This window comes from Nocardioides cavernae (genome assembly GCF_016907475.1).
Taxonomy (GTDB): domain Bacteria; phylum Actinomycetota; class Actinomycetes; order Propionibacteriales; family Nocardioidaceae; genus Nocardioides; species Nocardioides cavernae.
On sequence record NZ_JAFBCA010000001.1, the window covers coordinates 204,393 to 224,952 of the forward strand.

Consider the following 20,560-nt stretch of genomic DNA (forward strand, 5'->3'; position numbering starts at 1 on the left):
CGTCCTCCGCCCGGGTATCTAGGGACGTCTTGGTAGGTGTTTCGGCCTTCCGACCTACCAGGACGTCCCTGGATACCGCCGAAGCGGGCGATGTCTGAGGGCGTGGCGTACCGGAATCGGCCTCAGTCGTCCACGGCGTCCTCAGACATCGGGGTCGGGCGACCGCGGGTGGCGGCGAGCAGCAGCACGACACCGACGACCGCGGCGATGAGCGAGGCCAGCAGGATCGCGATCTTCGCCTCCTCCGTCAGCAGGTCGGCGCTGGGGAACGACAGCCCGGCGATGAAGATCGAGACCGTGAAGCCGATGCCGGCGACGGCGCCGAGGCCAACGACCATCGACCAGGGCGTGTCCTCGGGCAGCTTCGCGATGCCGAGGCGTACGGCGACGAAGGAGGTCGCGACGATGCCGATCGGCTTGCCGAGCACCAGGCCCAGCACGATGCCGAGGCCCACCGGCTGGGTGAGGACCTCGCCGATGGCGCCCAGCTCGACGCCCGCGTTGGCGAGCGCGAACACGGGCAGGACGACGTACGCCGACACCGGGTGCAGCGCGCTGATGAGCCGTTCGACCACCGACACCGACTCCTGGAGCAGGAACCGCAGCCGGGCGAGCTCGTCGGCGTCGAGGAGGCGGTCCTCCAGGGCGCGCGCGGCGAACTCGCGCGCGACCTCCTCCTTGAGCAGCGGCGTCGCCGGGGCGAGCAGGCCGATCGCGACGCCGGCCAGGGTCGCGTGCACGCCGGACTCGAGCAGGGCGAACCACACCCCCACGCCGAGGACCGCGTAGACCACGATGCTCCAGATCCGCAGCATGCGGGCCACTACCATCAGGCCGAGGAGGCCGAGGGCGATCGCGAGCCAGGTCAGCGAGAGGTCGCCGGTGTAGAACACCGCGATCACCAGGATCGCGCCGATGTCGTCGACGATCGCGAGCGTCAGCAGGAACAGCCGCGCCGCCGACGGGATCCGCCGCCCGAGCACGCCCAGCACCCCGACCGCGAAGGCGATGTCGGTCGCCATCGGGATGCCCCAGCCGGCGCTGCCGGCGCTGCCGGGCGGGTTGAGCGCGAGGTAGATGCCAGCGGGCACCACCATCCCGCCGACCGCGGCGATGATCGGCAGGGCCGCGGTCCGCGGGTCGCGCAGGTCACCGTTGACCAGCTCGTACTTGATCTCCAGGCCGACGACGAAGAAGAAGATCACCATCAGGGCGTCGTTGACCCAGTGCTGGAGCGACTCGTCGAGGTGCAGCGGGCCGACGTCGAGGGTCAGGTGGGTGTGCCAGAGCGCGTCGTACGACGACGACCACGGGCTGTTGGCCCAGATCAGGGCGGCCGCGGCGGCGAGCAGCAGGAGGATCGAGCCGGCCGCCTCGACGCGCAGGAACTCGCGCACCGGGCGTGCGACCAGCCGGGCCAGCGGCCTGTCGCTGGCGCTGTAGACGGGCCCGGACCTCCAGAGGTCGTCGAGGTGGGGGCGGTCGGGGGGCGGGGCCATCGCGAGGTGTGGTCCTTCCGGGGGTGGTCGAAGCATCATCACCGCGGACAGACTCGCCACGGGCCGACCAGACTTCCCGGCTCACCTGAGACCCCAGTGTAGACAGGCCCGTTGGTAGGGTCGCAGCACTCAGCCCCCGGCGTACACCGAAGGACAGCACCGCATGGCAAACGAACCGGTCAAGGACACCGATCCGACGCTCGGCAAGCTCGTCATGGACGCGCAGCGCGACATCTCCTCGCTCGTCTCCAAGGAGATCCAGCTCGCCAAGAGCGAGCTCAAGGTCAGCGTCAAGCACGGTGGTGTCGGCGTCGGCCTCTTCGCCGGAGCGGCGTTCATCGCCCTGCTCGCGATCATCATGCTGTCGGTCGCGTTCGCCTACTTCCTCAACTGGAACGGCGAGGGCCTCGACCTGCACTGGGCGTTCCTCGTCGTCTTCTTCGTCTACGTCCTCATCGCCGCGCTGCTCGCGTACATCGGCCTCCGGCAGGTCAAGAAGGTCAAGGCGCCCGAGCGCGCGATCGAGCAGGGCCGGCAGATCCCGCAGGCGCTCAAGGGTCGTCCCTGACCCACGCCCGGCCGGGGCCTACGGCTCGGTGATCGAGCAGGCGCCGAGGAACGAGGCGCCGTATCGAGAGTCAGCGCACGCAGGTGCCGGTGTCGACCGGGGAGGTCGCGGTGACGCCGTCGGCCGCTGACTCGGCCACCTGGTCCGCGGTGAGCGCGTAGCCGGTGTCGGGGTCGCTGACCGAGGCGGCGAAGACCATGCCGGCCACATCGCCGGCCGACGTCACGATCGGGCCGCCGGAGTTGCCCGGCCGGATCAGTGCCCGCAGGGAGAAGACCTGGCGGATGACGGTGCCCTCGCCGTAGATGTCGGGGGAGCGCAGCCGCTGCTCGGAGCGGACCCGGCCGGACTCGACGTCGTAGGGACCGTCCTCGGGGTAGCCCAGCACGGCGACCGGGTCGCGGGGCTGGACCTCGGTGTCGAAGGCGAGCGGGAGCGACCCGGTGTCGGGCAGCGACAGGACGGCGATGTCGAGGGCGGGGTCGTAGAGCACGACCGACGCCGTGACCGAGGTGCCGCCGACCTCCACCTCGGGTCGGGTGACGCCCGCGACGACGTGGGCGTTGGTCATCAGCCGGCCGGGTGCGTAGAAGAAGCCGGTGCCCTCGACGCCGCCGCCGCAGCCGTTGGTGCCGCGGACCTTGACCACGCTGGCCTCGGCGGCGATCACGTCGGGATCGGTCAGCATGCGCGGGTCGCCGGGGCGGACCGCGACGATCCGCTCGGGCGCGAACGGCTCGAGGTAGCGCGGGAAGAACGTCGTGCCGACGACGTTGTTGAACGTCTGCAGCACCTTGTCGGAGTCGGCGGGCAGCGTCCGGTCGACCTTGGCCAGGATCGTCGAGTCGCGGACCAGGGGCGTGACCGCGCCGATGCGGGTGCCGGAGACCGCGACGCCGAGCGCCCACGCGACGAGCAGGACGGCGACGGCGCTCAGGACCGAGCCGCCGATGGCGTCGACGGCCCGGATCGGCTGCCACGTGATGCGGTCGCGCAGCCGTGCGCCGACGTACTGGAAGAGCGCCTGGCCGAGCGAGGCGGAGATGATCACGATGAAGAGCGCGCCCAGTGAGACCCACAGCGACGGGGCGGCGTCACCCAGCGCGAGGGGCGCGACCCAGATGCCGGCCAGGCCGCCGAGCAGCAGGCCGGCGGTGGCGCTGGCGCCGGTGATGAATCCCTGCCAGTAGCCCGAGAGGGCATAGATCCCCACGAGCGCCACGAGGCACCAGTCGAGGACGTTCATCACGTGCTACTCCTCGAGCCGGGTGTTCTGGGGGGTGTTCTGCGGGGTGTTGGGGGCGAGGTCGGTGCCTCTGGGGACACCCTGCAGCATGTGGTCGGGCAGGTCACGCACCCGCGCCCTGTCCCAGTCCTGCGCCCACCCGAGATAGCTGAACAACCGGGCGATGATGCCGGCGGTGAAGCCCCACAGGATCACGTCGCGCCGGGGACCGATGAGGAAGCCGGGGCCGAGCCAGCCGCTCGGGTGGCGGACGGTGATGCGGTTGTCGGGGTCGAGCAGGTCGGCGATCGCGACGTGGTGGATCTCGTGGACCTCCTCGGGGCTCTCGATGCGCACCTCGCCCCGGTCGCGCCAGTAGCCCAGGATCGGCGTCACCGCGAAGTTGCTCGGCGGCAGCCACAGCTCGGGCAGCTCGCCGAACACCTCGACCTCGGCCGGCACGAGCCCGATCTCCTCGTGGGCCTCGCGCAGGGCCGCCTCGACCGGGGTCTCCCCCTCGTCGAGCGAGCCGCCCGGGAACGACACCTGCCCCGGGTGGGAGCGCATGTGGTGGTTGCGCTCGGTGAGCAGGAGCTCACCGCGGTGCGCGAGGTCGTCGGGGGCGGCCGGGTCGGCGTCGCGGTCGGCGAAGACCATGAGCACCGCGCCGCGCCGGGGGTCGCTGTCCGCGGGCGGCATGAAGCGGGTCAGCTCGTGGACGGTGATGGAGGCGGCGGCCTCGACCACGGGCGTCAGCCAGCCCGGCAAGGAGGTGTTCACGCGGGGTCCCCGCGGCGTGGTTCGGGGGCGCGCAGCGGAGGAGAAGAACGTCGTGGGGTGCTCACAGATCGATTCCCAGGTGCTCGGCGACCAGCTCGCGGACCTCGTCGACCGACTCCACGCCGCCGGAGTCCTGGCCGACGACCTTGCCCGTCTCGTCGACGAAGACGAACGCCGGCAGCCCGCGGCGGGCGATCGCGAAGGCGTCCTCGACCATCAGCTCGCCGCCCGGGTCGGCGATCGAGGGGTAGGTGGCCCCGGTCTCCTCGGCCAGCGCGAGCGCGCCGTCGGGGTGGACGTCGTTGAAGTCGATGCCGACGAGCCGGACCCGGTCGCCGTACTGCTGGTGGAACTCCTCCAGCGCCGGCATCTCCAGCCGGCAGGGCTCGCAGCGCGCCTGCCACAGGTTGATCATCATCGGACCGCGCAGCGAGGCGAGCGCGACGTCGGGACCGCCGCCGAGGCAGGGCAGCGTCATGTCGGGCAGCCCGCCGTCGACCGGCTCGCCGGTGCCGGGCGTGCAGTCCTCCATGCCGATGCGCGCCTTGGCCTCACGCAGCGCCGGGGTGTCGACGTCGACGTCGGGAGGGCGTACGGCGATGGGTCCGCTGTCGCTCATCGACGACCAGGCGAAGGCGCCCGCGGCGACGCACAGGACGAGCGCCAGCGCCAGGAGGAGCTTCCTCATGCAGGTCCCTGCGTCGTGACCAGCTTCTCCGCCTCGATCGGGTCGGTCGGGCCCGCGCCGAACGACGGGCACAGCCGGGCGACCGGGCAGGCGCCGCACGCGGGCTTCTTGGCGTGGCAGCGGCGGCGACCGTGCCAGATGAGGTGGTGGGACAGCATCGTCCAGTCGCGCTTGGGGAAGAGGGCGCCGACGGCGTGCTCGACCTTGACCGGGTCGGTCTCCTCGGTCCAGCCGAAGCGTCGCGCGAGCCGGCCGAAGTGGGTGTCGACGGTGATGCCGGGCTTGTCGAAGGCATTCCCGAGCACGACGTTGGCGGTCTTGCGGCCGACGCCGGGCAGGGTGACGAGCTCCTCGAGGCGCGAGGGCACCTCGCCACCGAAGGTGTCCACGAGCGCCTGGCTGAGCTTGAGCAGCGCGTCGGTCTTCTGGCGGAAGAAGCCCAGCGGGCCGAGGAGCTGCTCCATGTGCTCGCGCGGGGCAGCTGCCATCGCCTCGGGCGTCGGGTAGGCCGCGAACAGCGCGGGGCTGGCGGCATTGACCCGGCGGTCGGTCGTCTGGGCGGAGATCACGGTGACGACCAGGCACTCGAACGCGTTGGTGAAGTCGAGCTCGGCGCGGGCGTCGGGGTAGGTGTCCGCGAGGATCCGGTCGATCTTGCGCGCCCGGCGCACCAAGGACGTGTCGGGCTTGGGGATCTCGACGACCTTGCGGGCGGGGGCGGGCACGCGCTCAGCCTACGGTCCGGCTCCGACACCGCCGAAGCCGGCGCAAACGGCGGCTCACCCGCACGGAGTGTCCGTTGTGAGCCGGACCACGGCTAGGATCGTCCCGGATCCCGAGCAGCACCCGTCGGGACGCACCCCACCGGGAGGATTGACGTGGACAACGACGTGCTTCGGCAGGCACCGCTGTTCAGCTCGCTCGACGACGAGGCAGCGACGGCGCTGGGCGGTTCGATGGCCGAGACCAAGCTCCGTCGTGGCGACGTGCTCTTCCACGAGGGCGACTCGGGCGACAAGCTCTACGTCGTCACCGAGGGCAAGGTGAAGCTCGGCCGGTCGTCCTCCGACGGCCGCGAGAACCTCCTCGCGATCATGGGCCCCGGCCAGATGTTCGGCGAGCTCTCCCTCTTCGACCCCGGCCCGCGCTCGGCCACCGTCACCGCGGTCACCGACGCCACCTTCGCGTCGCTGTCGCACGACGACCTCCTCAAGTGGCTCGACGGCCGCCCGATGGTCGCGCGCGGCCTGCTCTCGCAGCTCGCCGGTCGCCTGCGCAAGTCCAACGACGTCGTCGCCGACCTCGTCTTCTCCGACGTGCCCGGCCGCGTCGCCAAGGCGCTGCTCGACCTCGCCGACCGCTTCGGCCGCACCGCCGACGACGGCGTCCACGTCCACCACGACCTCACCCAGGAGGAGCTCGCCCAGCTGGTCGGCGCCTCCCGCGAGACGGTCAACAAGGCGCTCGCCGACTTCGCCTCGCGCGGCTGGCTGCGCCTGGAGCCCCGCTCCGTGGTGATCATGGACCTCGAGCGCCTGTCCCGCCGCGCCCGCTGAAATAGTCCGGCTCAGCTGACCCCCGCAGCGGCGCACCTGTGCGTCGTACGTCGTGAAGGGGGTGCCAGATGACCGATCGATCCGGGTTCGACGAGTTCGTCCACGCGCGTGGACCCGCCCTCGCGCGCACGGCGTACCTCCTCACCGGCGACCACCACCTCGCCGAGGACCTGGTGCAGGCCGCGCTCGTGCAGGCGGCCCGGCACTGGGAGCGCATCGAGACCTCGCCCGAGGCCTACGTGCGACGCACGATGTACCACCAGAACATCTCCTGGTGGCGGCGCCGCAGGCTCGCCGAGATGCCGCTGCAGTCGTACGACGCCCCGGTGCCGGCAACCGACCCGACCGTGCGACTCACCCTCGAGCAGGCCCTGCGTCGGCTCACCCCGCGCCAGCGCACCGTGCTGGTGCTGCGCTACTTCGAGGACCTCACCGAGGTCCGGACGGCCGCCGAACTGGGCATCTCCCGCGGCGCGGTCAAGTCCATGTCGCGCCAGGCCCTCCAGCGGCTGCGTGTCCTGGCCCCCGAGCTCGCCGACCTGGTGGGAGCAGACGTATGAGCACCGACCTGCGCGAGGAGCTCGACGCCCTCGCCCGCACCCAGACCTTCTCCCCCGACCCCTCCGCGTGGGACCGCGGTCGCCGCGCCCGTCGTCGTACGCGCGTCGCCGCCGGCGCGGCCGCCGTCGCTGTCGTCGCGGTCGTGGCCGGCGCGGGCGCGCTCGCCCTCCAGCCGGACCGCGAGGCACGCACGGCGTCCACCGGCGACGTCGGCGTCGGCGCCGTCCCCCGCAGGATCGACGACATCCCGGCCGACCTCGAGCCCACGACCGACCTCGCGGTGGGGCGCGGGGCGGCGGCGTTCATCTCGACCTCGCAGCGGGTCCCGGTGGTGGTCACGGCGGCCGACGGGGTGGCGCACCGGCTCGACCTCCCGGGCTGGAGCGAGGACGGCCAGGCGTTGGCCCTCTCGCCGGACGGGATGAACCTCGCGTGGCAGCAGACCGGCGACGGTGGTGCCACCATCGGCGTGCTGGAGCTGACCACCGGTCGGCAGCGGAGCGACGAGGTGCACCCGGCCGGCGACCTCGCCCTCCGCGAGCTCACGTGGTCGCCCGACTCGCAGTGGCTGGGCTGGCTGGGCGACGCCGACGGCGGCGCCCACGTCGGACGGCTTCCGGTGCCCGGGGCGGACATCGACCTGAGGGAGCGCGTCGAGGGCAACGTCACGAGCCTGGCGGTCGGCAACGCCGCGAACGTCGTCCTCGGTCGTGCGAACGGAGGGCTCTACCGACTGGCCGCGGGCGAGCCGGAGCTCATCACCAGGGCGACCGGCGTCGGCCCCGGCCTCTTCTCCCCCGACGCCCGCTTCGTCGCCCTGCGCTCCGGGCCGTCCGACGCGTCCTCCACCCTGCGCCTCTCGGACGGCGCCGTGCTCACGCACCCGTTCCCGGACGGGACCTTCGACTCCGGCGCCACCATCCCGCTCGGCTGGCTCGACGATCGGCTCCAGCTCCTGCAGGTGTGGCCGGCCGAGGACGAGGACGCCGAGCTCGTGGTCACGACGCCGCAGGTCGGAACGACCAGCACGTGGCGCCGATCCGTCGGCTCGATCGACGCGAGCATCGCCGGTCGCGTCAGCCTCGCGGTGGACCTCGTACCAGACCTCGACGGCACCTCCTCGCAGGAGCTGACCCACGACTTCGCCGCCGACTCCCCGCCGGCGCCCTTCGGCATCGAGCTGTCGCTGTTCATCGGCCTCGGGGTGGCAGCTGCCATCGCCGTGCTCCTGGCGCTGCGACGGCTCTGGCGCCGGCGGTCGTAGACGCGCGGACAGAAGCCGGCCCGTGGGCCTGGCCGGAGCGTGGGAGCCTCACGGTGGCCGGACTTGTGTCCGCGCGTCTCCGGAGCCGCACCGGCTCAGGCGCGCGGGTCGCGACCGGCGAACGCCACCAGCCGGTCGTAGGCCGGGGCGTCGTCGGGGACGTCGACCGCCGGGCCGAAGACCTCGCCGCGGTTGTCGGGGGTCAGGCCCTGCTGCATGAAGGCCAGCCCGCGCTCGGCGACCTCGTCGTCGAGGCGCTGCGGACGACCGAGCGCCCGGACCAGGTCCCACGTGTGCACCCCGAGCTCGGCGCTCTGCCAGTCGGCCTGCGCCGCCTGGTCGTCGGGCTGCTCGTGCCAGTGGTGCAGCAGGTCGTCCCCGTGGTTGCGGAAGTGGCCGGCCCACTGGCCGTCGGCAACCTCGGGCTCGGCGACCCAGTCGACCTCCTCGCCACGGGCCTGCTGGAGGAAGTGCTCGGGCGCGACCGCGAGGTGCGCGGCGAGCTGGCGCACGGACCAGTCGCCGCACGGGGTCGGCCTGTCCCACTCGTCGGGGTGGATCGAGGCGAGCACGTCGCCGGCCTGGTCGATCGCGCGGGAGAGGACCACGACAGCCTGGTGAGGGTTTGCCATGCATCCACTTCATCGTGCGCGGCGCGACCGCGCAAGAGGCCTTCAGTGCTCGGTGAGGTACGCCAGCTGGGCGCGCACCGACAGCTCCGCCGCGCCCCACAGCACCGGGTCGACGTCGGCGTAGACGACCTCGACGATCGCGCGGGGCAGCGTCTCGTGCGGGAACGACCCGCCCTCCCGCTCGACCGCGTGCAGGTCCCGCAGGGCGGAGCGCACCTGCTCGAGCCGCTGCTGGCGGTGGGCGAGGTAGAAGTCGAGGGCACCGAGCGCGTCGTCGATCACCGGGCCGTGGCCGGGCCACACCGTGGTGATCCCCTGCTCGCCGCAGAGCGCGTGGAGCCGCTGGAGCGACGAGAGGTAGGCCCCGAGCTGGCCGTCGGGGTGCGCGACGACGGTCGTGCCGCGACCCAGCACCGTGTCGCCGGTCAGGACGGCCCGGTCCTGCGGCACGACGAAGGACAGCGAGTCCGACGTGTGGCCGGGGGTCGCGACCACGTGCACTTCCAGCCCGCCGACGGCTACCACGTCGCCCTCGCCGAGGCCCTCGGAGCCGAGCCGGTAGGCCGGGTCCAGCGCGCGTACGCCGCACCCGTGCCGCTCGGCGTACTCCCGGGCCGCCTCGCTGTGGTCGGCGTGGTGGTGGGTCAGCAGCACCACGGACACGTCACCGGCGGCCGCGTCGATCGCATCGAGGTGCGCCGCGATCGACGGTCCGGGGTCGACGACGACCGAGCGCGACGAGTCGGGGTCGCGGAGCACCCACGTGTTGGTGCCGTCGAGGGTCATCACGTCGGCGTTGGGCGCGAGCACGCAGGTGCCGGTGTCGCCGAAGCTCCCGCCGGACCAGCCCTGACCGGTCATGGGGTCGGTCATCGAGAAGCCATCAGCGCCGCATAGGCCGGCGGGGTGGAGAGGATGAAGTCGTCGCCGTCGGCGACGACCTCGGGCATGAACATCTCGACGCTCCGCCCGCTCGCCTCGACGAGGACTGCCGCCGGGTCGGCGAACTGCCCCACCTCCAGGCACGTGAGCCACGTCGGGGGAAGCATCAGGATCTCCTGCCGCTCGACGAGTGACACCGCGTCCATGGCGCCGGCCCACATGACCGACGACGACTCGCTCGACACGTCGCGGGTCACCTGCCCCTCGGGCAGCCGGGCGACGAAGAACCAGGTGCGGTAGCGCCGCGGCTCGAAGACCGGGGTCAGCCAGCCCGACCAGGCGCCGAGGAGGTCGGTGCGGAGCACGAGGGAGCGCTTCTCCAGGAAGGCGGTCAGCGAGACCTCGCGCGACTCCAGCGCGACGCGGTCGGCCTCCCAGTCGTCACCGGTGGTGTCGGCCACGACCGAGTCCGGACCGGCACCGGCCAGCAGCACCCCGGACTCCTCGAAGGTCTCCCGCACGGCAGCGCAGACCAGCGCGCGGGCCTTCGGCTCGTCGCAGCCGAGCCGCGAGGCCCACGCGGCCGGCGACGGACCGGCCCAGAGCCCGCGGTCGACGAGCTCGTCGTCGAAGTCGCGCGGGTCGACCCCGCCGCCGGGAAACACACACATGCCGCCGGCGAAGGCCATCGACGTCTGGCGGCGCAGCAGGTAGACGTCAGGGCCTGCGGCGCCGGGGCGCAGCAGCACCACGGTCGCGGCATCGCGCGGCTCGGCTGGCGTCGCGCCGCCCTCGGCGTACGACCGCGCCTGGGCGACCAGGGCGTCAGGCAGCGGGAGACGCTGCACGTCAGCCCCTCAGACCTCGACGATGATCTCGACCTCGACGGGCACGTCGAGCGGGAGCACGGAGACACCGACGGCCGAGCGGGCGTGCTTGCCGGCGTCGCCGAAGACCTCGCCGAGCAGCTCGGACGCACCGTTGGCGACCTTGGGCTGGCCGGTGAAGTCGGGCGTCGAGGCGACGAACACGACGACCTTGACGACGCGCTTGACGTCGTCGAGCGAGCCGATCTCGGCCTTGACCGCCGCGAGTGCGTTGAGGGCGCACTGGCGCGCGCACTCGTAGCCCTGCTCGTCGCTGACCTCGGCGCCGAGCTTGCCGATGGCGAGCATCTCGCCGTCGCGGGCGGGCAGCTGGCCGGCGGTGAAGACGAGGTTGCCGGTGCGCGCGGTGGGCTGGTAGGCCGCGACGGGCGGTGCGACCTCGGGGACGGTGATGCCCAGCTCGGCGAGACGAGCCTCCGCGCCCATGTCAGGCCGCCTTCGCGCGCTTGAGGAACGCCACGAGGCCGCCCTGCGCGTTGGTGTGGATGGCCACCAGCTCCCAGCCGTCCTGGCCGAAGTTGTTGAGCATCAGGGCCTCGTTGTGGAGCGGAATCGGCGCCACCTGGTATTCCCACTGGGTCATGGATCGCACCCTACTCGGGCCCGACCGGGCACAGCGCAGCGTCCTCCCGTGGTCTGACGCCGTCAGCGCGGTGCGGCGTCTACCGTCTGCACCATGCGCGATCAACGGGACCAGCACCCGTGGCGCCTGGGGCCGCGCGGGCGACGCTGGCTCGACCGGCTCATCGTCGCGTTCGTCCTCGTCGTGGGTGGCCTGGGCCACGCCGTGGCCGGCCAGCCGGTCGCGACCGTCTTCACCGTCGCCGAGGTGCTGCCGCTCCTGTGGCGCCGGCGCCACCCGTGGCCGGTCTTCCTCGTGGTCGCGGCGGCGTCCGCCCTCCAGGCGGCGGCCTTCGACCAGCCCGCCGTCGGGCAGCTCGCCTTCCCGGTCGCGGTCTACTCCGTCGCCCGCTGGTCGCCGCGCTGGCAGGGCGTGACGGCGCTGCTCGTCGGGTACGCCGGTGCGCTGGTCGCCGCGACGCGATGGCTCTTCGGCTTCGGTGCCGGCGACCTCACCCCGGGCAACCTTGCGCCCTACACCGTCACGATCGGCGCGATCGTCACCGCCGCGTGGGCGCTCGGGTGGGCGGCCCAGTCCCGCGAGAGGTACGTCGCCTCGCTGGTCGCGCGTGCGGAGCAGGCCGAGCGGATGGCCGAGCGCGAGGTGGAGCTGGCCGCGCGTGACGAGCGCTCGCGGATCGCCCGCGAGATGCACGACGTGGTCGCCCACGGGTTGTCGGTGATCGTCGTCCAGGCCGACGGCGCGAGGTACGCCGCCGCCAAGGACCCCGACGTCGCAGTGGGCACCCTCGAGACGATCTCCGCCACCGGCCGCGAGGCGCTCACCGAGATGCGGCGGCTGCTGGGCCTCCTCCGCGAGGGCGACACCGGCGTGACCCCGCAGCCGGGTCTGGGCGACGTACGCCACCTCGTCGACGAGGCACGCGCCGCCGGCATGCGGGTGGCGGCCGACCTGCCGGAGCCCGCGCCAGACGTGCCCGACGGCGTCGGGCTCGCGGCCTACCGGATCGTCCAGGAAGCCCTCACCAACGTGCGCAAGCACGCGGGGCCGGACGCCACGGTGGACGTGCGCGTCGCCGTCGACCGCGGCGTCGCCGTCGACGTGCGCGACGACGGGCGGGGCGCGGCCGCCCGTGCGGACGGTCGCGGCCTCGGACTGGTCGGGATGCGCGAGCGCGCGTCCGTCCACGGCGGGACGCTGGAGGCCGGACCCGCGCCGGGTGGCGGGTTCGCGGTGTCTGCGAGGCTGCCGCTGTGAGCGAGACCGACGCAGCCGGGGATCACGCCGGACCGATCCGGGTCTTCCTCGTCGACGACCAGCAGATGGTGCGCGCCGGCTTCCGGATGCTCGTCGACAGCCAGGACGACATGCAGGTCGTCGGGGAGGCCGGCGACGGCGGCGAGGCGCTCGAGCGGCTCGCGGTCACGGCCGCCGACGTCGTGCTGATGGACGTGCGGATGCCGCGCGTCGACGGCGTCGAGGCCACACGGCGGCTGCTCGAGCAGGGCCGGGCGCCCCGGGTGATCGTGCTGACGACCTTCGACCTCGACGAGTACGCCTTCGCCGCGATCCGCGCGGGCGCCTCGGCGTTCCTCCTCAAGGACGCCGCCCCGCCCGACCTGCTCGGCGCGATCCGAGCGGTGATGGCCGGCGACGCTGTCGTCGCGCCCAGCACCACCCGACGGCTGCTCGACCACTTCGCCGCCCTTCCCGACCCCGCCGAGCCGACGGCGTACGACGACCGGCTCGCGCCGCTGACCGAGCGCGAGGTCGAGGTGCTCACCCTCATCGCCCGCGGCCTGACCAACACCGAGATCGCCCAGCACCTCGTCGTCGCCGAGACGACCGTGAAGACCCACGTCGGCCGGGTGCTGGCCAAGACCGGCTCGCGCGACCGCGTCCAGCTCGTGGTGCTCGGCTACGAGACGGGCCTCGTCACCGCCTGAGCCCCAATGAAGTCCCCGGATATCCGGTGACTTTCCCACTGGGCGACCGAGATCTCGGGTGCAAGGCGGGAGACTCGGGTGCACAGTCCGCGCCGGCGTCCTCCCCCGGTCGTACGACGACCAGCGGCGTGCGACCGCGGACCGACGCCCGGTCCGTGCCGGAGGCCGACGACCCGGGGGCCGGTCCCGACGAGCGTTGTCCCCATGACGACGACACTCGACCAGACCACCGGGACGGCCGCCACCGCGCGCGGCCTGACCCGCACCTACGGCGCCGGCGACAACGCCGTCCACGCCCTGCGCGGCGTGGACCTCGACCTCCCCGCCGGGCGCTTCACCGCGATCATGGGCCCGAGCGGCTCCGGCAAGTCCACCCTCATGCACTGCCTGGCCGGCCTCGACGCCGCCACGTCCGGCTCGGTCACCGTCGCCGGGCGCGACCTCGCCGGCCTCGACGACACCGCGCTGACGATCTTCCGCCGCGAGCACATCGGCTTCGTCTTCCAGGCCTTCAACCTGTTGCCGATGCTGACCGCGGGCCAGAACATCGTCCTGCCGCTCGAGCTCGCGGGCCGCCCGGTCGACCGGGAGCGCTACGACCAGGTCGTCGGCGTGCTCGGCCTCGCCGACCGCCTCGGCCACCTGCCCAGCCAGCTCTCCGGCGGCCAGCAGCAGCGCGTCGCGATCGCCCGCGCGCTGGTCACCCAGCCGGACATCGTGTTCGCCGACGAGCCCACCGGCAACCTCGACAGCGAGGCCAGCGCCGAGGTGCTCGGCCACCTGCGCCGCTCGGTCCGCGAGCTCGGCATGACCGTCGTGATGGTGACCCACGAGCTCGACGCGGCGGCGTACGCCGACGACGTGGTCGTCATCCACGACGGTGCCGTCACGGCCCACCTGACCGACCCCGGCCAGGACGAGCTCGTCGCCGCGCTGCGCGGTCGGGGCGCCTGATGCGCACCGTGCTGGTGGCGTCGATGCGCCACCACACCCGGAGGTACGTCGCCGCATCGGTGGCCGTCGTGATCGGCGTCGCCTTCATCGTCGTCATCGGCATGCTCACCGGAGCCACCCGGGCGGGACTGACCGCCGACGCCGGAGCGCCCGTCAGCGGCGTCGACCTGGTCGTCAGCCCGGACGCCCCGCGTGAGGTCGAGCGCCTCGTCGACGCGGCCGCCGAGGGCGGCTTCCCCGCCCTCACGCTGGGCTACGCCATGGAGCCGGTCACCCGCGACGGCGTGCAGCTCGCGCAGTCCGTGGACGTCTCGGAGGTCTCCCTCGACCCGCGCCTGCAGTGGCAGGCCCTCGAGGACGGACGCTTCCCGTCCGCGGCGGGCGAGGCGCTGGCGGACATCAACCGCGCGAAGAGCAACGACGTCGCCATCGGCGACGTCGTCCGCATCGGGAGCGGACCGGCGGCCACCGACGTCGAGGTGGTCGGGCTCGTCGACAGCCCGGCGGCCATGGGCGCTGCGCTCTACGTGCCGTGGGAGGACCTGCGGCGCTTCGAGGACACCCTCTGGGTCGACGCCGTGGCGTGGGGTGGCACCGAGGCGCAGGCCTCCCGGGTCGCCCGCGGCGCGACGGTCGAGACGGCCGACGACTGGGTGGCGGCGCGCCAGGCGGAGATCTCCCGCGGCGTGGACGTCATCGCGATCATGGCGCTGCTCTTCGTGGTCATCGCCCTGTTCGTGGGCGTGCTGGTCATCACCAACACGTTCTCCATCCTCTTCGCCCAGCGGATGCGCGACTTCGCGCTGCTGCGTTGCGTGGGCGTCACCCGCCGCCAGCTGCGCCGCGCGATCCGCCTCGAGGCCCTCGCGCTCGGGGTGGCGGCTGCTGCCCTCGGTGTCGCCGTCGGCGCCCTCGCCGGAGCAGGACTCGTCGCGCTCGTCCGCCGCTGGTTCACCGACATGGGGCCGGCCGCGCTCGACCCGGTGTGGACCGGTACGGCGTTCGCCGTCGGCACGCTGGTGACGCTCGCCGCCGCCTGGCTGCCGACGCGGTCGGCGACCAAGGTCGCGCCGCTGGCCGCGCTCCGTCCCGACACCGGCGTGGACGTCCGCTCGGCTGCCGGTCGCTGGCGCCTGGCGCTCGCCGCGCTGGGCGTCTCGGCCGGAGTCGCGCTGCTCGTCCTCGCGGTCACCGCGAGCTCGGTGCCCGCGATGCTCGCCGGCGGCATCGCCTCCTTCGTCGGCGTGCTGCTCCTGGGGCCGGTGCTGGTGCCGCGGCTGATCCGCGTGGTCGGCGGGCTCCCCGGGGCCGGCCCCGTCCGGCGGCTGGCCACCGGCAACGCCGTGCGCAACCCGCGTCGTACGGCGACCACCGCGGCGTCGCTCCTCGTCGGGGTCACCCTGACCACCGCCATCCTCACCGGGCTGGCGTCCTCGCGGACCGCGATCGACAAGGACATGGACCGCTCCTACCCGCTCGACGCCACCATCACGGCGGGCGAAGCGCCCCTGGGCCCCGACCTCGTCGACCGGGTGGCCGACACCCCGGGTGTGGCCGAGGCGGTCGGGCTGGACGGCGCCACGGCGACCATCGGCCGGGTCGAGGTCGCGCTCCTCGGCGCGGGCCGGGCTCCCGACGTCGTACGCGGTGGGGCCGACCTCGCACCGGAGGACGGTGTGCTGCTGCTGCCCTACGACGTCGTCGAGGACCTGCCGGCGCGGACGGCCGAGCGGGTGTGGGAGGACGGCCAGGTGACCGTCACGGTCAACGGCCGCGAGCACACCGTGGAGGTCGAGACCGCCAGCGGGTGGGGCCGGTCCGGCCTGGTCTCGGCCGCCACGCTGGCGAGTCTCACCCCCGACCCGCAGCCGATGGGCGTGTGGGCCAGGGCCAGCGACGGCGCGGACGCCGAGGACCTGTCCGGCGACCTCGCGGCACTGGCCGGGGCCGCCGGCGCCGAGCTCGACGGCGGCCACGGCAACCGGAGCTGGGTCTACCTCCAGGTCGACATCCTGACCGGGTCGGTCGTCGGCCTGCTGGCCGTCGCCATCGTGATCGCGCTCGTCGGCATCGCCAACACCCTCGGGCTCTCCGTGCTCGAGCGCGGCCGGGAGAACGCCCTGCTCCGCGCGATGGGGCTGACCCGCCGCCAGCTCGGGCGGGCCATGGCGGTGGAGGGGCTGCTCCTGTCGTCGGTCGCGACACTGCTGGGCACCGCCATCGGGCTGGCCTTCGCCTGGGTCGGGGTGCAGGTGATGGTGACCGCCGTCGTCGACGACGCCGCGTTCACCGTCCCGGTGTGGCAGGTCGGGGCCGTCGCCGCGGTCGCCGCCCTCGCCGGCCTGGCCGCGTGCGTCCTGCCGGCCCGCCGTGCCGCCGGCGTCACGCCGGCGGCCGGGTTGGCGCTCGACTGACCACGACGGGCCCACGACGAAGGCCCCGGACCTCCTCGGGGGAGGGGTCCGGGGCCTTCGGCTGGTGATCGTCAGTCGCGCTTGCGGCTGACCAGCACGCCGAGGACGGCGTAGCCCACGAGCAGGTGGACCGCGCCGACGTACATGCCGACGGTCTCGCCGAAGATGCCGAGCGCGGGGACGGTGACGACCGCCCAGCTCTCGGCGACCATCGGCCAGAAGCGGGCTGCACCCTTCCACCGGCCGGCGATAGCGATCCGGATGCCGATGAGGAACATGCCCAGCATCGACAGCGGCCAGAAGAGGTCGAGCACGAGCCAGCCCGGCTGGGTGAGGTCGGAGACCCCGATGGCGTCCACGAACGTCGACGCCATCGCCAGGCTGAGAGCGAAGGTCTCGACGCGGATCACGCCACGGGCGATCCGGCCGTCACCCAGGGCGCGGGTGCGCCACAGCACGCGGAGCAGGAACAGCAGGCCGACCTGGAACAGGCCGGACCCGAGCCCGAAGACGACGAGGCCGGTGGTGCCCTGCGGGTCCTGGCCGACGGCGAGGATCGAGGCCGACCAGGCCACGGCGCCGGCGGTGAGGACCCGGCCGTGGAGGAGGAAGGGGCGGGTGGGGCTCGTCGCGGTCCCCGGAGTCGCGGTGGCGACGTCGGAGCGAGCGGGAGCAGGAGAGTGCGAGATCGTCACGGTCGTGACTCCTGTCATCTGGAGGTGGGTCGGCCGCGGGTTGCGGCATGCCAGAAGGTTCGCCGTCCCGACGACCCGCCGGGCAGGGAGAGCGGTCCCGTCGCCGGTCCCCTCCGTCGTCCCGTCGACACGGGACTCCGGTCCCCTGACGGCGGGACACCTCCGCGGCGATACTGCTCGCGTGAGTACGACGACCGCCGGGCGCGCCCGGTCGCGCGCCGCGGTGGCGGCGTACGTCCCCGTGCTCGTCGCTGTCGTCTGCCTGGTCGTGTCGGTGTGGCTCGACCTGACCAACACCGACGCCGAGCGAACCGCAGCCGACATCGGCTTCGCCTTCCCCGTGGCCCTGCCCGGGCTGGTGCTCGCCGCCTCGGCCACCTGGGTCCTGCTCGAGCGGCCGGGAGACGCGGTCGGACGCGTGCTCGGCGCGGTCGCCGTGGTCTGGTCGGTCGACGGCGCCCTGTCCGGATGGCTCGCCCACGGCTACGCGCACGGCTCGGCCGGCACGGACCCCGCGTTCTGGTTCGTGGCGCGCTTCGGGGCCGTCCTGCTGTCCGGGCTGGTGGCCGTGCTGCTGCTCTACCCGACCGGGAGGCTCCTCGCCGGTCGCTGGCGGGCGATGTCCGTGGGCGTGCTGCTGGCGTCGTTCGCCCTGCCGGTCATGCTCGTCCTCGCGCCGGACGACGTCGTCTTCACCACGCCCGTGCCGGGCGTCTCGACCGAGCTGGTGGGCCTCCCGGTCCCGGACCCGGTCGCGGAGGCCGTGCTGCGGGTCGGGCAGGTGCTCACCCTCGGGTCGATCGTGGTCGCCGTCGCGCTGCTGCGGGTCAGGTACCGACGGGGTAGCGGCCGCGAGCGCACCCAGCTGCGATGGCTGCTGTGGGCGGGGATCATGTGTGTCCTGCTCGTGCTCGCGGGCGCGACGCTCTCGGTCAGCGGGGGCCTCACCACCGTGCTCCTCGACGTCGCGGTGATCACGCTGGCCGCCTCGGTGGCCGTCGGGCTGCTGCGCCCGGGGCTCGGCGACGTCGACGCCCTGGTCGCCTGGACCCTGACCACCGCCGTCGTCGCCGCGATCGTCGTCGGCATCGACCTCGCCGTGCTCGCTGCCGGCACCGCGCTGCTCGGCGACCGGCTCGACCAGCGTGACGTCACGCTCGTCGTGCTCGTGCTGGCCGTCGTCGTCTACGGCCCCCTCCGCGGCTGGCTCGGCGGGCTCGTCCACCGCCTGCTGCTGGGCCGCCGCAACGACCGCTACGGCGCGGTGTCCGCGCTGGCGGCCCGGCTCGAGACCATCGGGACGGTCGACGAACAGCTGCCGGCCCTGGCCTCCGCGGTGGCAGACACCTTCAAGGTCCGGCACGTGCGGGTCGAGGTGCTCACCCCCGACGGCGGTCTGCTCTCCGCCTCGCACGGCACCCCTCCGGCCGAGGTGCAGGAGATCGACATCGCCTACCAGGACGAGCGCGTCGGCCGGCTCGTGCTCCCCGTCCAGGGCTACCGCTCGATGCTGTCGCGCCGCGACCAGGGCCTGCTGGTCGACCTCGTGCGCCAGGCAGCGGTGGCGATCCGCGCCCGCCTGCTCGCCACCGAGCTGCAGGCCAGTCGTGAGCGCCTCGTGCTCGGCCGGGAGGACGACCGCCGCCGGATCCGCCGCGACCTGCACGACGGGCTCGGCCCGGTCCTCGGTGGGGTCGCGCTGCGCCTCCAGGCCGCCGGCAACGCCATCGACACCGACCCCGCCCGCGCTCGCGAGCTCGTCGCCCTGGCCCGCACCGAGGTCAGCGACGCCCTCGACGACGTACGCCGCCTCGTGCACGACCTGCGCCCGCCCGCGCTCGACGACCTCGGCCTGGAGGCCGCGGTCCGGCAGCAGGCCGACCGGGTGCGCTCGGAGGTCGACGTGCACGTCGAGGCCGAGGGCGCGACGGGACTGCCGGCAGCCGTGGAGGTCGCGGCCTACCGGATCGTGTCGGAGGCGCTCGCCAACGTGGTGAGGCACGCCGGCGCGAGCCACGTCGACGTACGCCTCGAGGGCGACGCGGGCGGGCTGACCGTCACCGTCGCGGACGACGGCCGGGGCATCGGTCCCGACGTCACCGCCGGGGTCGGCCTGCTGTCGCTCCGCGAGCGCGCGGAGGAGCTCGGCGGTCGCTGCGAGGTGGTGTGCCCCGATTCCGGCGGCACCACCGTCCGCGCGGTCCTGCCGTACGGCGCCGCCGCGGGTGACGCCGTCCCGCCGACCGACCCCCCGACCACCGCGTCGAGCCTGCGCCGGACCGAAACCGTGAGGAGCACCCGATGACCGAGCCGACGACTCTGCCGATCCGGTTGCTGATCGCCGACGACCACCCGGTCTTCCGCGACGGCCTGGCCTCGCTTCTCGACCCGCTGCCCGGGATCGACGTGGTCGCCCGCGCGTCCGACGGTGCCGAGGCCGTCGCGCTCGTCGACGAGCACCGCCCCGACGTCGTGATCATGGACGTGCAGATGCCGGTGATGAACGGCATCGACGCCACCCGAGCGGTCGTCGCGGCGCACCCCGAGGTCGGAGTGCTCGTGCTGACCATGGGTGAGGACGACGGCACCGTGCTGTCCGCGCTGCGAGCCGGCGCCCGGGGCTACCTCCGCAAGGGGGCGGAGCAGGACGAGATCGTCCGCGCGGTGTCCACCGTCCACGGCGGCGGCGTCGTCTTCGGTGCCTCGCTGGCGGCACGCATCGCAGAGGTGCTCGCCCCGGCCGGCCGGCCCGAGCGCCCCTTCCCGGAGCTCACCGAGCGGGAGACCGAGGTGCTCGACCTCATCGCGGCCGGTCGCTCCAACGGCCAGATCGCGCAGGAGCTGTTCCTCTCGCCCAAGACAATCCGCAACAACATCACCAGCATCCTGGCCAAGCTGCAGGCCACCGACCGCGCCGACGTCATCATCCGTGCGCGGGACGCCGGCCTCGGGCAGGGGTGAAGAGGCAGGGGTGAAGAGGCAGGGGTGAGGACGGCGAGGCCTCCGCGGCACTAGGTTCCGTGCATGGAGCGCACCGACGCGGCCGACAGCCGCGAGACGAAGAAGGATCGCGACCTCTTCGAGAAGTTCGTCGACCTGTCCACCACGCTGATCAGCCGGGCGCCGTTCTTCGCTGTCGTCGTGGCGGTGGTGGTCGTCTGGGCAGTGAGCTACCCGCTGTGGGCGAGCACCACCAAGTGGGAGCTGGCGATCCACACCTTCGGCGGCGTTCTCTCGCTGCTGCTGCTCGTGCTCCTCGAGAACGCCGGCCGCCGCAACACCGAGGCGATGCAGGAGAAGCTCAACGTCCTCGCCGAGGCCCTCGCCGCGCTGATGGAGGCACAGATCACGGACGACGACCACGAGCTGCGCGAGGCGGTGGAGGACCTCCGCGAGGCGGTCGGGCTCGAGTCCCGCCACTAGGCC

The 20,560-nt window shown here is 73.5% G+C and carries 22 protein-coding genes; 11 read left to right on the forward strand and 11 right to left on the reverse strand.

What is annotated here, in order from left to right; all coding sequences use genetic code 11:
• Positions 1-122: 122 nt before the first annotated feature.
• A complete protein-coding gene (gene nhaA, locus JOD65_RS01020; protein ID WP_191194169.1) occupies positions 123-1,499 on the reverse strand; it encodes a Na+/H+ antiporter NhaA in 1,377 nt (458 codons plus the stop codon).
• A gap of 163 nt (positions 1,500-1,662) precedes the next feature.
• Here nhaA and JOD65_RS01025 point away from each other — a divergent pair, with 163 nt between their 5' ends.
• Positions 1,663-2,067, forward strand: a complete 405-nt coding sequence (locus JOD65_RS01025; protein ID WP_191194168.1) for a phage holin family protein — start codon at positions 1,663-1,665, stop codon at positions 2,065-2,067.
• Between the two features lie 70 nt (positions 2,068-2,137).
• Here the strand turns inward: JOD65_RS01025 and JOD65_RS01030 are convergent, their stop codons facing one another.
• The 4 genes from JOD65_RS01030 to nth form a co-directional block, all read right to left on the reverse strand.
• Positions 2,138-3,313 (reverse strand): MarP family serine protease, encoded by a 1,176-nt coding sequence (locus tag JOD65_RS01030; RefSeq protein ID WP_191195411.1) that lies wholly within the window; start codon positions 3,311-3,313, stop codon positions 2,138-2,140.
• Positions 3,314-3,319: 6 nt separating this feature from the next.
• On the reverse strand, positions 3,320-4,072 hold the full coding sequence (locus tag JOD65_RS01035; RefSeq protein WP_307820868.1) for an NUDIX hydrolase: 753 nt from the start codon (positions 4,070-4,072) through the stop codon (positions 3,320-3,322).
• Positions 4,073-4,133: 61 nt separating this feature from the next.
• On the reverse strand, positions 4,134-4,760 hold the full coding sequence (locus JOD65_RS01040) for a TlpA family protein disulfide reductase (protein WP_191194167.1): 627 nt from the start codon (positions 4,758-4,760) through the stop codon (positions 4,134-4,136).
• Positions 4,757-5,485: an endonuclease III gene (gene nth, locus JOD65_RS01045; protein ID WP_307820869.1), complete on the reverse strand. Its 729-nt coding sequence runs from the start codon at positions 5,483-5,485 to the stop codon at positions 4,757-4,759. Before nth ends, JOD65_RS01040 begins: the two co-directional genes overlap by 4 nt.
• A 153-nt stretch (positions 5,486-5,638) precedes the next feature.
• On the opposite strand from nth, the gene JOD65_RS01050 reads away from it, so the two are divergent.
• From JOD65_RS01050 to JOD65_RS01060, 3 genes are all read left to right on the forward strand, one after another.
• Entirely contained in the window at positions 5,639-6,316 is a 678-nt protein-coding gene (locus JOD65_RS01050; protein ID WP_191194166.1) for a Crp/Fnr family transcriptional regulator, read from the forward strand.
• 68 nt (positions 6,317-6,384) lie between these two features.
• On the forward strand, positions 6,385-6,876 hold the full coding sequence (locus tag JOD65_RS01055; RefSeq protein WP_191194165.1) for a SigE family RNA polymerase sigma factor: 492 nt from the start codon (positions 6,385-6,387) through the stop codon (positions 6,874-6,876).
• On the forward strand, positions 6,873-8,141 hold the full coding sequence (locus JOD65_RS01060; RefSeq protein WP_191194164.1) for a TolB-like translocation protein: 1,269 nt from the start codon (positions 6,873-6,875) through the stop codon (positions 8,139-8,141). The genes JOD65_RS01055 and JOD65_RS01060 overlap by 4 nt, the downstream gene beginning before the upstream one ends.
• 95 nt (positions 8,142-8,236) lie before the next feature.
• Here the strand turns inward: JOD65_RS01060 and JOD65_RS01065 are convergent, their stop codons facing one another.
• The 5 genes from JOD65_RS01065 to sp36 are packed head-to-tail and all read right to left on the reverse strand — an operon-like array spanning position 8,237 to position 11,125.
• A complete protein-coding gene (locus JOD65_RS01065) occupies positions 8,237-8,773 on the reverse strand; it encodes a TIGR03086 family metal-binding protein (protein ID WP_191194163.1) in 537 nt (178 codons plus the stop codon).
• 42 nt (positions 8,774-8,815) lie between these two features.
• A complete protein-coding gene (locus JOD65_RS01070) occupies positions 8,816-9,646 on the reverse strand; it encodes an MBL fold metallo-hydrolase (RefSeq protein WP_224747150.1) in 831 nt (276 codons plus the stop codon).
• Positions 9,643-10,503: an NUDIX hydrolase gene (locus JOD65_RS01075; RefSeq protein WP_191194162.1), complete on the reverse strand. Its 861-nt coding sequence runs from the start codon at positions 10,501-10,503 to the stop codon at positions 9,643-9,645. Before JOD65_RS01075 ends, JOD65_RS01070 begins: the two co-directional genes overlap by 4 nt.
• A gap of 9 nt (positions 10,504-10,512) precedes the next feature.
• The gene (locus JOD65_RS01080) at positions 10,513-10,968 is read right to left on the reverse strand and encodes a RidA family protein (RefSeq protein WP_191194161.1); all 456 of its coding nucleotides are present in this window, start codon (positions 10,966-10,968) and stop codon (positions 10,513-10,515) included.
• A 1-nt stretch (position 10,969) separates the two neighbouring features.
• A complete protein-coding gene (sp36, locus tag JOD65_RS01085) occupies positions 10,970-11,125 on the reverse strand; it encodes a Sp36 family protein (RefSeq protein ID WP_191194160.1) in 156 nt (51 codons plus the stop codon).
• Positions 11,126-11,218: 93 nt separating this feature from the next.
• Between sp36 and JOD65_RS01090 the strand changes: the two genes are divergently transcribed.
• From JOD65_RS01090 to JOD65_RS23545, 4 genes are all read left to right on the forward strand, one after another.
• Positions 11,219-12,382, forward strand: a complete 1,164-nt coding sequence (locus JOD65_RS01090) for a sensor histidine kinase (protein ID WP_191194159.1) — start codon at positions 11,219-11,221, stop codon at positions 12,380-12,382.
• Positions 12,379-13,071, forward strand: a complete 693-nt coding sequence (locus tag JOD65_RS01095; RefSeq protein ID WP_307820871.1) for a response regulator — start codon at positions 12,379-12,381, stop codon at positions 13,069-13,071. The genes JOD65_RS01090 and JOD65_RS01095 overlap by 4 nt, the downstream gene beginning before the upstream one ends.
• 204 nt (positions 13,072-13,275) lie before the next feature.
• Positions 13,276-14,025 carry an ABC transporter ATP-binding protein gene (locus tag JOD65_RS01100; RefSeq protein ID WP_191194158.1) on the forward strand — a complete coding sequence of 250 codons (750 nt, stop codon included), beginning with the start codon at positions 13,276-13,278 and terminating at the stop codon, positions 14,023-14,025.
• Positions 14,025-16,439, forward strand: coding sequence for an FtsX-like permease family protein (locus JOD65_RS23545; protein ID WP_191194157.1), 2,415 nt, complete (start codon positions 14,025-14,027; stop codon positions 16,437-16,439). The genes JOD65_RS01100 and JOD65_RS23545 overlap by 1 nt, the downstream gene beginning before the upstream one ends.
• Before the next feature lie 71 nt (positions 16,440-16,510).
• On the opposite strand, the gene JOD65_RS01110 is transcribed toward JOD65_RS23545, so the two are convergent.
• Positions 16,511-17,134 carry a hypothetical protein gene (locus JOD65_RS01110; protein WP_191194156.1) on the reverse strand — a complete coding sequence of 208 codons (624 nt, stop codon included), beginning with the start codon at positions 17,132-17,134 and terminating at the stop codon, positions 16,511-16,513.
• 181 nt (positions 17,135-17,315) lie between these two features.
• Here JOD65_RS01110 and JOD65_RS01115 point away from each other — a divergent pair, with 181 nt between their 5' ends.
• The 3 genes from JOD65_RS01115 to JOD65_RS01125 all read left to right on the forward strand — a co-directional run bounded on the left by JOD65_RS01115 (position 17,316) and on the right by JOD65_RS01125 (position 20,557).
• Complete coding sequence (locus JOD65_RS01115; RefSeq protein ID WP_191194155.1) at positions 17,316-19,439, forward strand: ATP-binding protein; 2,124 nt, start codon at positions 17,316-17,318, stop codon at positions 19,437-19,439.
• Positions 19,436-20,095, forward strand: coding sequence for a response regulator transcription factor (locus JOD65_RS01120; protein ID WP_191194154.1), 660 nt, complete (start codon positions 19,436-19,438; stop codon positions 20,093-20,095). The genes JOD65_RS01115 and JOD65_RS01120 overlap by 4 nt, the downstream gene beginning before the upstream one ends.
• A gap of 63 nt (positions 20,096-20,158) precedes the next feature.
• Complete coding sequence (locus tag JOD65_RS01125; protein ID WP_191194153.1) at positions 20,159-20,557, forward strand: low affinity iron permease family protein; 399 nt, start codon at positions 20,159-20,161, stop codon at positions 20,555-20,557.
• Positions 20,558-20,560: the final 3 nt, after the last annotated feature.